This is a genomic window from Glaciecola petra, assembly GCF_031846345.1.
GTDB classification, from domain to species: domain Bacteria; phylum Pseudomonadota; class Gammaproteobacteria; order Enterobacterales; family Alteromonadaceae; genus Glaciecola; species Glaciecola petra.
This window is the reverse complement of record NZ_JAVRHX010000001.1, coordinates 1,455,901-1,469,590: the sequence shown is the minus strand read 5'-3', so window position 1 is coordinate 1,469,590 and position 13,690 is coordinate 1,455,901. Positions and strand designations below refer to the sequence as shown.

The window sequence follows — 13,690 nt, the reverse complement described above, 5'->3', positions numbered from 1 at the left end:
ACGCTTATAGACAACGTAAAGGGTAATTTTACGAATAGTAGACGTTCATTGAGTCAAAAAAAGCGATAATTAAAACGATAATGCGAGACGACAAATGAAAAATAATAAATATGATGCAATTGTAGTCGGATCAGGTATCAGCGGTGGCTGGGCAGCAAAAGAACTGACTGAAAAAGGCTTAAAGGTCTTAATGCTTGATAGAGGCAAGAATGTTGAGCATGGCAAAGGCTATACAAATGCCCACAAAGAAAATTTTGACTTGCCACACAAGAACCGACCCACCAATGAGATGAAAAAGAAATTCCCCGTGCTGAGTAGAGACTACGTTCTCAATGAAGCTACAAGCGGCATGTGGGCTGATGAACAAGATTCTCCTTATAAAGAAGATAAGCCTTTTAGTTGGTTTCGAAGTCATAACGTAGGAGGACGGTCGTTATTGTGGGGGCGGCAATCTTACCGCTTTAACGCCGAAGATTTTGTTGCAAACAAGAAAGAAGGGATAGCAGTTGACTGGCCTATTCGCTATGAAGATATCGCGCCGTGGTATGATCATGTTGAAAAATTTGCCGGAATTAGCGGAAACCGCGATGGTTTAAACGTGTTGCCTGACGGTGAGTTTATGCAGGTTGGTATGGACTTGAACGTTGTTGAAAAAGATGTCGCTAAACGCTTACAAAAAGCTTACAAAGGTGAACGTCATTTGATTATAGGGCGCACCTCTAATATGACACAGGCCAAACCGGAAGAGGGCAGAACGGCTTGCATGTATCGTGCAAAATGTTCACATGGTTGTCCGTTCGGTGCTTACTTTTCTACTCAATCTTCAACATTACCAGCGGCGATGAAAACGGGTAACTTAACCTTACGTCCGTTTTCGATTGTAAAAGAAATTTTGTTCGATAAAGATAAAAAACGTGCAACAGGCGTTATGGTCATCGACGCAGAAACAAATGAAACCATTGAATATCAATCAAAAATTATTTTCGTTAATGCTTCAGCCTTTAATTCAACTTGGCTTCTTATGAATTCTGCTACCGATGTTTGGGATAGTGGCTTAGGCAGTAGTAGTGGAGAATTAGGACATAATGTAATGGACCACCATTTCAGAACTGGCGCATCTGCAAGTGTTGAAGGATACGAAGACAAGTATTATTTTGGACGCAGACCAACAGGCTTCTATGTGCCAAGGTTTGCTAATTGGGGTAAAGATAAGCGCGATTATCTGCGTGGTTGGGGTTATCAAGGGGGGGCAAGTCGCACAAACTGGCGACGTGAGGTGTCAGAATTAGGCATAGGAGAAAACCTCAAAGATGCATTATCTGAACCGGGAAATTGGCAAATTGGCATGACCGCTTTTGGTGAAATGTTACCTGATCATAGTAATCGTATTTATTTGAGTAAAACCGAAACTGACAAGTGGGGTTTGCCTATTTTAGCCATGGATGTCGAAGTTAAAGACAACGAAATAAAAATGCGTAAAGACATGATGCAAGAAGCGGTGGACATGTTTGAGGCTGCCGGTTTAACAAACGTACATGGTTGGGATTCAGGCTATTCGCCGGGTATGGGTATTCATGAAATGGGTACTGCCAGAATGGGGCGTGACCCAAAAACATCTGTATTGAATGCTTTTAATCAAGTTTGGGATGCCCCCAATGTATTTGTAACTGATGGGGCATGCATGACATCTGCATCATGCGTTAACCCTTCCTTGACATATATGGCCCTTACTGCTCGCGCTGTTGATCATGCGGTCAAGGAACTGAATAAAAGGAATCTGTAAGATGGAAAGAAGAGATTTACTTAAAATGATTGCCGCTGCCACTGGCATGGCGATGGTCGGCAGCGCTTATGCTTACGACTTTGCGCAAAATGTAAAATGGCAAGATACCAACTTTAAGCAAGATGATATCCATTTTTTAAATGAGCTGGCAGAAGTCATCATGCCACGCACCAACACCCCAGGTGCTAAAGACGCTAAAGTGGGCGAAAGTATGGCTATTATGGTTAACGATTGTTACGAAGCAGAACAGATTGCTAATTTTAAGAATGGTATAAAAACAATTGAGGCTCTTGCACAATCTAATTACGGGTTACCTTTTGTTAAATTGTCGAAAGATAATCGGCATGAGTTAGTATCAAGCGTGAATGAAAAGGCTCAACAAGAGGTCAAACGTAACCAAACTATGGGTGAAAATGAGCAAGATAAGAGAAGTTATGAATACCATTATTTTATTATGATGAAACAACTCGTTTTGTTTTGCTTTTTCAACTCAGCCGAAGGCGCAACAAAAGTGTTGCGTCATGTGGCCATTCCTGGTCGCTACGATGGCGATATGCCTTATAAAAAAGGTGATAGAGCTTGGTATAGATAAAAACCCAAGCCTACTGTTTAAAACTTGTTGGTTTTTCGTTTTAAAAGCCGGCGCTCTTGCCATGCTTTAACAACAGACCAACGCCATATCCAGTCTAAACCAAAATACCCTATTGCGCCGGCAAATATTGAGCAAATTGCACACCCAAGTATAAAAGCTGGCCCGATAGTCGATATTGATTGTCCAAGCCAAGACCAACTCAATTCAAAATCAAAGGTGATAATTTCCGTCCCAAGTACAGTACTTCCCACCTGATAAGCAAAGTAAAATATAGGTGGCATGGTAATAGGGTTCGATATCCATACTGTTGCGATAGATAATGGCAAATTGACTCGCAAGGGGATAGCAGCCGCCGCAGACAATAGCATTTGAAAAGGCAATGGCCAAAAGGCGAAAAATAGACCAATACCGACGGCTCCCTTGGCGGAGCGCCTGTTTAAATGCCACAAATTTGGATCATGCAGTAATGTGCCGAACATTTTCAACGTACGGTTTTTCTTCACCTCATTGTGATCGGGTAAGAATCGTCGGATAAATTTCTTTGGCATTATTTGACTGCTCAAAATGGAAGTTACATGTACTCAATAAACGATAAGGCAATGTTAAGCTTTATCATTATTTTTTGTTCAAGCGCATTATGGCCTAAGTTACCATCAATTACACTGCTGCTTTGCGCAATTTGCGTATTAATTTTTTGTTACGCTTATAGTTTATCGGCCATTTTGCAAGCAGGCTTAATCGCATTCTTATGGGCATCAAGTGTCGCTTATTATTATTTATATTGGCAAATTGATAAGCAATATTTTGAACAAAACACCTTGATTACCGGCACAATCACATCCCTTAGCTCTATCCGAGTTAAACATCTTTCAGAATCGGATGAAGACAGTAAAAAAACAGAAGTTATGCATTCTAAAAGTGAAATAAAACGCTTTAACAAAAATCACAACACAGTCTTTAACATAAAAATTGATACCCTTGGCAATCAATCTCTTTGGCTAAAGCCAAGCGTTCGCATAAGTTGGTATGCACCATCTTTCGATATTTCTCAAGGTAATAAAGTACGACTGTTGGTCAAACTAAAACCACCGAATGGTTTAGCAAACCCAGACGGGTTTGACTATCACCGTTGGTTAGTCAGTAAAAACATCAGCGCAACGGGATATGTTAAAGACAGTCCTAGTAATCAGTTAATGCTGTTCTCACCAAGTGTTAGGCAAAATTGGATTACAGGTTTGAGTCGTCAACATCAAGAATACATGCCATGGCTTATTGCACTTACATATGGTGATAAACGGTATTTAAGTGCTGACGACTGGCTGTTAATTCAGCAAACTGGCACTGCCCATTTATTTGCAATATCTGGCATGCATTTGGGCATTGTAGCGGGTTTTGTGTTAGTGGTTTTAAAGGGGATGTTGTTGTTAATTGCGCTACTTTTTAACGTAAAGCAAATTAATTTACAGCATTTGAATTTGTTTATATGCTGTATTGCTTGCTCGTTTTATGCGTATATTGCAGGGTTTGAAATTCCTGTGTTGAGAGCATTAATTGCCCTTTTCATTATTTCTATCGTTCTCAACTTACAATGTTATTGGCGCCCAGTGTCTGTTTTTTTATTTGTAATTTGTTTATTTCTAGTATTGTTTCCGTTTTCAATTTTGAGTGTGAGTTTTTGGTTTAGTTTTGGTGCAGTTTCGCTCATTTTATTTTATCTATGGCGTTTTCCTGAACTTGAGAAAAACAATAGAAAACAGCCTCACACTTGGCTTTATTTGGTTTATTTTAAGTTTAAGACGATATTTAAATTACAAGTATTTTTATCACTCGTAACTCTACCTTTTGTGTTGTTTGTATATGGGACTTTGCCCCTAGTAGCAGTTCCCGCTAATTTATTTATGCTTCCAATAGTTAGCTTTATATTGGTGCCTGCTTGCTTGATCATAGCCTTGTTAATTTCAGTTGGTTTATATCCAAGCGGGCTATTGAGTATATTAAATGAAGCTTTAGCGTTAAGTATTAATATGCTCAAAGGTATAAACCGTTTTGCCACATTTCAGCCAAGTTTGGAATATTTGTCTGCATTAGACTATGCCGCTTTGACCTTGTTTATGTTTGTCTGCCTATTACCTAAATGGCCAACAAAAACAAAATGGTGTTTAAGCTTATTTTTGTGTTACTCAGGGTGGCAAATACTCTGCTATCAACAGTATTATTTTAGTCGAGAGACACGAGTGTATGTATTTGATGTGGGTCAGGGGAGTGCGGCAATTGTGCAAAGTAAACCTTCAGGCAGCATGCTTTCAAATTATGCTATTTTTGATACTGGCGGTGCTTATAGAGGCAGTTTTAGCATGGCAAAAAGTGCGCTATCACCGTTTTTAGAAAAACGTAAACAAAATAAAATAGATTTTTTATTGTTAAGTCATCTCGATAATGATCATGCGGGTGGAAAAGAATGGTTAACGAAGCAATATGTCATAGAGGAAGTATTCGCACCTAACAATTTATGTGGCAATAAAAATAATAAATACTGGTCAGGTTTAGCAATAACTATTTTATGGCCATTGAGCCCCCAATCAGGTGATGAAAACGACCATAGTTGTGTGGCGCGCATCAGCAATGGTGAAAATAGCATTTTGTTTACGGGAGACATTGAAAAAAATAGTGAGCAAGCTATTGTCGAGACTTATAAAAATACTAATTTATTGCAAGTAGATGTGCTTATTGCACCCCATCATGGGAGTCAAACTTCTTCCACAAAAGCCTTTGTAGAAGCCGTGCAGGCCAAGCATGTTATTTTTACTGCGGGTTTTAACAATCGCTGGAAATTTCCTAAACAAGAAATTCTAAATCGTTACAATAAAAACGATGCGTCGACCTTGATAACCGGTCGCGATGGCCGAATATTAATCAATATTGAAACACTAGAAGTTAGTGCATATTTAAGGCATGAGCATCAACGCTGGTATCGCCAACGTCACTAGCTCTTAAAGCAGAGATGTTTAATTGGCTATCAAGATATAAAAAGAGGTAGAATATAGCGAAATGAATAATGACCTATAAACATAATTTGACTGACACTCTCGAATCAAACGAGCAAACCGAACAAAAAACACGTCAAACTGTACGTCGGTTTCTCGGCTATATTAAACCGTTTAAATTACTTTTTTTGGTCGCCGTCATTGGCATGATTGGCTACGCATTAATAGATACCTACGTTTTAGCACAAGCCAAACCCCTCATAGATGACAGTCTAAATAATAATGATTACACGTTCTTGAAATTGGCAGCATATCTTATTGTCCCCATTTTTATCTTACGTGGCATTTTTAATTTTATGGGGACATACACCTTGGAGTATATTGGTACCAAGGTTGTGATGAAAATGCGCCAAGAACTATTCGAAAAATTTATTCATTTGCCCGTTGAATATCACGACCATCATTCTTCTGGAAGCCTAATCTCTAAAACCATATACGATACCGAGCAAGTTCGATGGGCTGCTGGCAAAGCACTATTAACATTGGTGCGAGAAGGGATGTTTGTCGTTGGTATATTATTTGTCATGTTTTATTATTCGTGGAAATTATCATTAATTTTCTTTCTTATCGGCCCCTTGGTTGCGGTTATTGTATCAGTAGTAAGTAAGCGATTTAGAAAAGTAAGCAAAGCTATACAACAGGCTATGGGTACCTTAACAGCTGCCGTCGAACAAGCCGTTAAAGGGCACAAAGTAGTATTAATGCATGATGCGCAAAGCTTAGAATCTGAACGTTTTGCTGAAAAGAACAATCAAAATCGTTTGCAAAATATGAAGCTTGCGACATCTCAAATACTCAGCGTGTCTACGATTCAAGTGATAGCCTCTATTGCCCTTGCATTTGTCTTTTTTGCGGCGAGTCTCCCCGCGCTTGCGGATGAATTAACGGCAGGTATATTTATTAACGTCATATTTTTGATGGTAATGTTGCTTAAACCATTAAAACAGTTAACAACCGTTAATACTGAGTTTCAAAAAGGCATGGCTGCTTGTAGCAGTATTTTTGAAGTTCTCGATAATTTAAATGAAGTAGATACGGGTACAAAAGAAATTGAACAGGCCAAAGGTAAATTGTCGTTAAAGAATATTACGTTTACCTATCCTACAAAAGATACTCCTGCGATTAACGACGTAAGTTTTGACGTAAAACCTGGGCAAACAGTGGCACTTGTAGGGCGTTCAGGCAGCGGAAAATCAACTCTGTCTAACTTACTAACGCGTTTTTATTCGCCGCAAGCAGGACAAATTTTGCTAGATGATATTAATATTAATGACTTAAGTTTACGAAGTTTACGTCGGCAATTTGCTCTGGTATCGCAACAAGTTATTCTATTTAATGACACTATTGCGAACAATATTGCTTACGGTATGGCAGATAAAGTCAGTCGCGAAGAAATCATAAAAGCTGCCGACGTTGCTCACGTGACCGATTTTGTGATGCAAGAAAAAGACGGTTTTGACACCATTGTTGGCGAAAACGGCTTAACGTTATCTGGCGGACAACGACAACGCATCGCAATAGCGAGGGCTATATTAGCTGATGCGCCAGTATTGATATTAGACGAAGCAACTTCGGCGTTGGATACGGAATCAGAAAAATATATCCAGCATGCCTTAGATGAATTTCAAAAATCACGCACAAGTATCGTGGTAGCTCACCGTTTATCAACCATAGAAAATGCAGACCTGATATTAGTGGTAGAGCAAGGAGAAATAGTTGAGAGTGGAACCCATCTTAGTCTACTAGAGCGCAAAGGAGTTTATTCGCAACTTCATGCGCTTCAGTTTTCTCAATAAGTATTAATATGATGGCAACAACCCTTCAACGATGGTGGTATAACAATAGTCTGTTAGTTTGGCTGTTATTGCCATTTACTTTGATTTTTTGGTCTTTGTCAGCCTTGCGTCGACTTGCCTTTATAATTGGCATTAAAAAACAGTACAAAAGTAAGATCCCGATTGTGATTGTTGGGAATATTTCAGTTGGTGGCAACGGTAAAACACCTTTAGTGATTTGCCTAGTAGAGTATTTTAAAGCCCAAGGTTACACCCCTGTTGTTTTGTCGAGAGGATACGGTGGACAGCAGAAAGACTTCCCTCATGTTGTTACTCACAATTGCCCGCCGGGTTTGGTTGGTGACGAGCCAGCCTTACTCAAAAATCGTCTAAAATGTGAAGTGTTGATAGATCCTAAACGAGCTAGAGCTTGCAAATATGTAGAATTAAATACCGACGCTGACATTATAATTTGCGATGATGGCTTGCAACATTACGCTTTAGGTCGAGACATTGAACTTTGCGTGATTGACAAAAGAGGCTTAGGGAATGGATGTTTATTACCAATGGGGCCACTTAGGGAGTCCGCTAAGCGTTTGAGTACGGTTGATACTATATTGTTCAACGCAAACGATGAACAGTTTGCAGCTTTGCAAGACAAATTACTTCAGAATGTAAGCATATCTTCATATCAGATGCGGCTTAAAGCGACACATTGGGTTAACTTGTGTAATGACGAAATCAAAGATGTGTCATACTTCTCAAGTTTTACTGACAAAAGCGCTATTTCAGCCATACTTGCAATGGCAGGTATTGGTGATCCCCAACGATTTTTTGATACCCTTGACGCACTAAATATTGCTTACAAAGAAGCTAAGTCTTATCCTGACCATTATCACTTTTCAGAAATTGATATACCTCAGAATTACACCGTGTTAATGACAGAAAAAGATGCAATTAAATGCAAACATTTTGCGCACAAAGACTGTTGGTACTTGAGAGTAGATGCAAGTATTGACGATGCTTTTTACAAAAGTATCGAGCAGAAAATAAAGAATTAACAGTTATATTGTGTTGTACGATTCTACAAACGATGCAAAATTGAAAGATAATAGGAGAATATATGGCGTTTGATAAAAAACTATTGGATATTATTGCATGTCCTAGTTGCAAAGGGAGTTTGGTCCTAGGTATATTGCCTGATCAAAAAGAAAAAGAATTAGTCTGTAAGTTTGATAGGCTAGCTTACGCTATAAAAGAAAACATACCTGTCTTGCTCGAAAATGAAGCGCGCGAGCTTACAAGCGAAGAACTCGCTGAACTTAAATAGAGACTGTCGATAATTAGATTTATTGGTATTGTCAAAATATCCAGTATAAGGAAAGTTAATGTCGTTTATAGTGGTTATTCCTGCGCGTTTTGCGTCGACCCGTTTTCCCGGTAAGCCCTTGGCCATGATCCATGGAAAACCTATGATTCAGCATGTATATGAGCGAGCAAATGCCGCAGGTGCCGACAAAGTAATAGTCGCCACAGACGATAAGCGCATAGGAGATGTAGTTAGTGCTTTTGGCGGTGATGTTTGCTACACCGCAGAGAGTCATCAGTCGGGTACAGAACGCATCGCAGAAGTGCTGACAAAAGAAGGGATTAGTGAAAATAAAGTAATTGTTAATGTGCAAGGCGATGAGCCCTTTATTCCCGAAGAAAATATCCGCCAAGTGGCCAATAATTTAGTAGCAGCGAAGACCCCTATGGCAACTCTTTGTTTTCCAATTAGTCATCGCGCAGAGCTAGAAAATAAAAATATAGTGAAGGTGGTATTCGCAAAAAATGGTAAAGCCCTCTATTTTTCTAGGGCGGCTATTCCTTTTGACCGGTCTTGGTTAGAAAACACCCAAAAGATGCAAGCAGATGCTTATTTTCGCCATATTGGCATATATGCATACAGAGCAGGGTTTGTTCACGACTATTTGGCTCTTACAGCTTCACATTACGAATCAATTGAGTCATTAGAACAACTCAGAGTGTTGTATCATGGATATGATATTCATGTGGCTGTGGCTGCAAAATCACCACCTCATGGCGTAGATACTCCAGAAGACTTACAACGCTTTAATGTAAAATAGCGCGAAATCTAATCCTGGTCTGGCGACAACACGGCCCACAAGTCATGTTCATCACTATGAATAATTTCTACCCAAACACGTTCTCCAGGAGAAAGTTCGTGTTCATTATTTATATGAATTAATCCGTCTATTTCTGGTGCTTCACCAAAACTGCGCGCCACAGCGCCTTCGCTGTTTACTTCATCAATAATGACATTATATTCATTGCCAATTCGGTTTTTCAAACGTTGTGCACTTATACGTGATTGTACTTCCATAAAACGTTGAAGTCGTTCTTCTTTAATATCTTCACTGACATGGTCTGTCAAAAGGTTTGCCTTTGCTCCTTCGACTGGCGAGTACTTAAAGCAACCAACACGATCAAGTTGAGCTTCTTCTAGAAATTCGAGTAACTCTATAAACTCTTCTTCTGTCTCACCCGGAAAGCCAACGATAAACGTAGACCGAATCACTAAATCTGGACATAATTCCCGCCATTTCTTTATTCGTTCAACGGTGCGGTCAGCACTGCCTGGGCGCTTCATTAAACGTAAAATGCGTTTGTTAGCATGTTGGAAGGGGATATCCAAATAAGGCAATATTTTCCCTTCTGCCATCAAAGGAATTAGATCATCTACATGTGGGTAGGGATATACATAGTGTAAACGGACCCACATATCCATCTCGCCCAATTTCTCACACAGTTGTTGCATGTGTGTTTTAACTGGCATGCCATTCCAAAAACCAGTTTGATATTTTACATCTACACCATAAGCACTGGTATCTTGTGATATCACTAATAATTCATTTACGCCCGCTGCTTTAAGACGTTTCGCTTCGTCTAATATCTCACCAACAGGCCGGCTAACTAGGTCCCCTCGCATGGAAGGAATAATACAAAAAGTACAACGATGATTACATCCTTCAGAAATTTTTAGATAGGCAAAATGCCGAGGTGTTAGTTTTATGCCATGATCAGGCACCAAATGCAGAAAGGGATTGTGACTTGGTTTTGGTAAATGTTCATGCACTTGTTCTACTACTGTCTCGTATGCATGTGGTCCAGTAATAGCTAAAACATTGGGGTGGACCTCTCTAATTTCATCTTCTTTTACACCCAAACAACCGGTAACAATGACCTTCCCATTTTCGTTGAGAGCTTCACCAATGGTGTCTAAAGATTCTTGCACAGCAGAATCTATGAATCCGCAAGTATTAACGATAACAAGTTCTGCATTGTTATATGTTGGCACAACGTCATAACCTTCCGTGCGCAATTGGGTTAAAATCCTTTCAGAATCGACTAGGTTTTTCGGGCAGCCTAATGAAACAAAGCCTATTTTAGCATTACCGGTTTTCGTAAATTGATTACCAGCATTATCACCAAGGGTTTTAACCGGGATATCCATGGTCGTTGATTGTTTTGGGTTGTACTGGTTAACACTCATTTAGTGATCTCAAAATAGATATGATGAAGCAACATATTTCTGCCGCTCATGAAATGATTAATTTACTTGCAGCAATTTCGATTTTATAAAATCCACAATGGTTGCCGTATTTGTTGATCGTACCGTAAATTCTGGTATTTGCATAAAAATAAATGCTTATTAAATGAAATTATTTGATTAATTTACAGGTCGTGTGTGTCATGTGATGCATGATCACACAACAATTATGCTTTGCGTTATGCTTACAGCAGTGTTAATAATAACAAACTTCACTCGCCTTTTACCAAGGAAAGACAATGTCGAATAATATTAAACAAAACAAACTCATTAAAAATATCAGCACCCTTTTAGTGTCAAGCCTATTAGTTGCTAGTTCAGCCTTTATACATGCACATGATGGTAATCAAGCCCTCGTGACAAGTGTAATGAAACGTGATGCCGAACAGCGGGCCAGAGACGTGCATAGAAGGCCTGTGCAAACCCTCTCATTTTTCCACGTTGAACCTGGTATGAAAGTAGCTGAAGCTTTGCCCGGCGGAGGATGGTATAGTCGAATATTAGCCGATTATTTAGGCAAGGACGGCGCGCTACATGGCATAAACTACAATGATGATATGTGGGCTATGTTTGGTTTTTTTGATGAAGAGAGTATCAAAGGACGAATTGCTGCAACGAGTAAATTTCCTCAACTAGTAGCAGGTTTTACTGATAATGGGATAACTTCAAGCGGCTTTACTTTTGCTTCAACCCCTGCTGCTGCAAATGGAACTCTGGATCGAGTATTGTTTATTCGTGCCTTACATAACTTAAATCGATTTGAAGAAAAAGCGGGGACGCTCTCCCAAGCATTAAAAGCAGCATATAATTTACTTAAAGCCGACGGCATGGTGGGTGTTGTCCAGCATCGTGCACCCGAAGATGCATCCGACAATTGGGCTGATGGGAGCAGAGGTTATTTAAAAGAAAGTGACGTCGTTAAGTCTTTCGAAGCAGCAGGCTTTGAATTAGTAATGCGTTCAGAGCTCAACGCCAATGAAAAAGACATGCCAGGTGAAGGTGACATTGTTTGGCGATTACCTCCAAGCTTCAATGGTGCTAGAGACGATGAAGAAAAGCGGAAAAAAATGCAGGCCATAGGTGAATCAGACCGAATGACCTTGTTGTTTAAAAAGAAAGGTGCAACGATTACTCATTAAAAATTATGCCACTAAAATATCCACTTAATTACTACGACGAATCTGGGCGCTTAAAACCGCCCATCTTTATTTATATATTTTTGTTATTTGTTTGTAGAGGTTTTCTTGTTCTTATTATTTCATTGTCTTTCAGAGAAGACAGTGAAGCCTTAATACGTTTATTTTATCCACATCCTTACCACTTTTATTTGTCTTTACTTCCGCTGCTACCAGCAGCATTTGCTTTGTATTTAGTCAGTTACCGAAACAAGCTTTGGAAGGAAACAAAGTTTGCTATTTTTAAATGTTTAAAACCTGCAATGATATTGGCTTTAGTAATCGATTTGCTGATCCAAAGCTACATTCTTATCCAACTTCAATTTGCTTTTTCTATGAGCCATGGCGTATCTATTTTTATGTGCGGCTTAGGGTTAGTGTATTTAATTCGAAGCCAACATCTCAAAAACCTCACGAATGATTGGTCAAGACCCTGATTTTATGCATTAATATGGGGTACTTAAAGGGTGACTAAGGAAAGCAATTTATGGTTGAAGCACATAAAGAGTTGACGGAAACAACAGATAATAAGCAAAACTTACAAGATCAAGAATCGATAAATGTAAAAACCACCCTTTTTGGTAAAGTAAAGCAATGGCGCAAAGGGTGGGGCGAACGATGGTCTAGATTGCACGCTAACCAGATAATTTACGTAATTGCATTGGTTTTATACTTCACAGTAGATGGAGAAAAAACTGAACCAAACACGCTGATATGGTTAATTGGTTTACTTGCTTTTTTTGGCATGGCGCGTGAGTTATGGGCGATTTTTGTCAAAGTATGGGAGTCGATGCTTGGTAGGCTTTTATTGCTTGTGAGCTATGCTGCGATTGCTAATTTTACTTTGGCACTGGCATCGCAAAAAGTAAACATGGTGATTGGTGCTGATCCAAGCCAACTTTACCATACTCAAGGTTTAACCACTTTATTAATGCTGCCGCTATGGCTCATGATTGTCAGTATTGTTGCTGTTATTTTTATGTTTGGTTTACTGCAAATATTAAAGCTAGTAACCGGTTTGTTTATTTTCATGCGTATTATTGGCAAAAGAGCTAAACCAAAAGAAGCATTTCCTAAGACCTTTATTATTATTCGATTGGTGCTACTTTTTCCGGTTACCATGACCATGACAAGTGCTGTTGGTTGGTATGGTGATCAACTCAATCTAGCTGATAATTCTGGCTTGAGTTTTAATGTTACTCCAAAAAATATTGCTGGAAAACAATTGGCAAAAGCAGGCATCGCTGGTATCGAAGAAAGCTTAAAAGATGAAACAATAACAGAGAAAGAACGAGAAGATTTGCTTCAACTTAAGGAAGATTTACAAAGTGGTATTGACGATAATTTTATCGAGTTCATGCCAGATGAGGAAGAAGCGGTTCAGAATTCTGAAGTGGAAGATTCAAGGGTAGCGACTGTATCTGAGTCGGCAAATGATGCGCCTGCAGATACACAAGAACCTACAGAAACATCAGGGACAGAAGTTACCGAAGTACCTGAAACTCAAGAACTCCATTTTCTCGATCAGTTAATTGCTTCTTTTGTTTATAACTTCGAGGCTTTTCAATTTTCACATTGCGATAAAACACCAACAGAAAGGGTAGTTTACATTAGTGAAAGTGAAATTTTGGCGGTAATAGAGGATAGCACGACAGCAACGGGTTATCGGTTTAGTACTCGAACCTGTGTCGTGAAGTAACATTGCTTA

The 13,690-nt window shown here is 39.3% G+C and carries 12 protein-coding genes; 10 read left to right on the top strand and 2 right to left on the bottom strand.

Going from position 1 to position 13,690, the window contains the following annotated elements:
• Positions 1 to 94: 94 nt before the first annotated feature.
• Positions 95 to 1,783, top strand: a complete 1,689-nt coding sequence (locus RM552_RS06505; RefSeq protein ID WP_311367961.1) for a GMC oxidoreductase — start codon at positions 95 to 97, stop codon at positions 1,781 to 1,783.
• Position 1,784: 1 nt separating this feature from the next.
• A complete protein-coding gene (locus RM552_RS06500; protein WP_311367960.1) occupies positions 1,785 to 2,375 on the top strand; it encodes a gluconate 2-dehydrogenase subunit 3 family protein in 591 nt (196 codons plus the stop codon).
• Between the two features lie 17 nt (positions 2,376 to 2,392).
• Here RM552_RS06500 and RM552_RS06495 read toward each other — a convergent pair whose 3' ends face one another.
• A complete protein-coding gene (locus RM552_RS06495) occupies positions 2,393 to 2,923 on the bottom strand; it encodes a DUF2062 domain-containing protein (RefSeq protein WP_311367959.1) in 531 nt (176 codons plus the stop codon).
• Between the two features lie 27 nt (positions 2,924 to 2,950).
• Between RM552_RS06495 and RM552_RS06490 the strand changes: the two genes are divergently transcribed.
• From RM552_RS06490 to kdsB, 5 genes are all read left to right on the top strand, one after another.
• Positions 2,951 to 5,362 (top strand): DNA internalization-related competence protein ComEC/Rec2, encoded by a 2,412-nt coding sequence (locus RM552_RS06490; protein WP_311367958.1) that lies wholly within the window; start codon positions 2,951 to 2,953, stop codon positions 5,360 to 5,362.
• A 68-nt stretch (positions 5,363 to 5,430) separates the two neighbouring features.
• Positions 5,431 to 7,215, top strand: a complete 1,785-nt coding sequence (gene msbA / locus RM552_RS06485; RefSeq protein WP_311367957.1) for a lipid A export permease/ATP-binding protein MsbA — start codon at positions 5,431 to 5,433, stop codon at positions 7,213 to 7,215.
• An 8-nt stretch (positions 7,216 to 7,223) separates the two neighbouring features.
• Positions 7,224 to 8,255, top strand: a complete 1,032-nt coding sequence (lpxK, locus tag RM552_RS06480; RefSeq protein WP_311367956.1) for a tetraacyldisaccharide 4'-kinase — start codon at positions 7,224 to 7,226, stop codon at positions 8,253 to 8,255.
• Positions 8,256 to 8,317: 62 nt separating this feature from the next.
• On the top strand, positions 8,318 to 8,524 hold the full coding sequence (locus RM552_RS06475) for a Trm112 family protein (RefSeq protein WP_311367955.1): 207 nt from the start codon (positions 8,318 to 8,320) through the stop codon (positions 8,522 to 8,524).
• 58 nt (positions 8,525 to 8,582) lie between these two features.
• A complete protein-coding gene (kdsB, locus tag RM552_RS06470; protein WP_311367954.1) occupies positions 8,583 to 9,323 on the top strand; it encodes a 3-deoxy-manno-octulosonate cytidylyltransferase in 741 nt (246 codons plus the stop codon).
• An 8-nt stretch (positions 9,324 to 9,331) separates the two neighbouring features.
• On the opposite strand, the gene rimO is transcribed toward kdsB, so the two are convergent.
• The gene (gene rimO, locus RM552_RS06465; RefSeq protein WP_311367953.1) at positions 9,332 to 10,750 is read right to left on the bottom strand and encodes a 30S ribosomal protein S12 methylthiotransferase RimO; all 1,419 of its coding nucleotides are present in this window, start codon (positions 10,748 to 10,750) and stop codon (positions 9,332 to 9,334) included.
• A gap of 296 nt (positions 10,751 to 11,046) precedes the next feature.
• Here rimO and RM552_RS06460 point away from each other — a divergent pair, with 296 nt between their 5' ends.
• The 3 genes from RM552_RS06460 to RM552_RS06455 are packed head-to-tail and all read left to right on the top strand — an operon-like array spanning position 11,047 to position 13,681.
• The gene (locus RM552_RS06460; protein ID WP_311367952.1) at positions 11,047 to 11,946 is read left to right on the top strand and encodes a class I SAM-dependent methyltransferase; all 900 of its coding nucleotides are present in this window, start codon (positions 11,047 to 11,049) and stop codon (positions 11,944 to 11,946) included.
• Between the two features lie 5 nt (positions 11,947 to 11,951).
• Positions 11,952 to 12,419 carry a DUF2919 family protein gene (locus tag RM552_RS17735; RefSeq protein WP_432277184.1) on the top strand — a complete coding sequence of 156 codons (468 nt, stop codon included), beginning with the start codon at positions 11,952 to 11,954 and terminating at the stop codon, positions 12,417 to 12,419.
• A 50-nt stretch (positions 12,420 to 12,469) separates the two neighbouring features.
• Positions 12,470 to 13,681, top strand: a complete 1,212-nt coding sequence (locus RM552_RS06455) for a hypothetical protein (protein WP_311367951.1) — start codon at positions 12,470 to 12,472, stop codon at positions 13,679 to 13,681.
• Positions 13,682 to 13,690 lie beyond the last annotated feature (9 nt).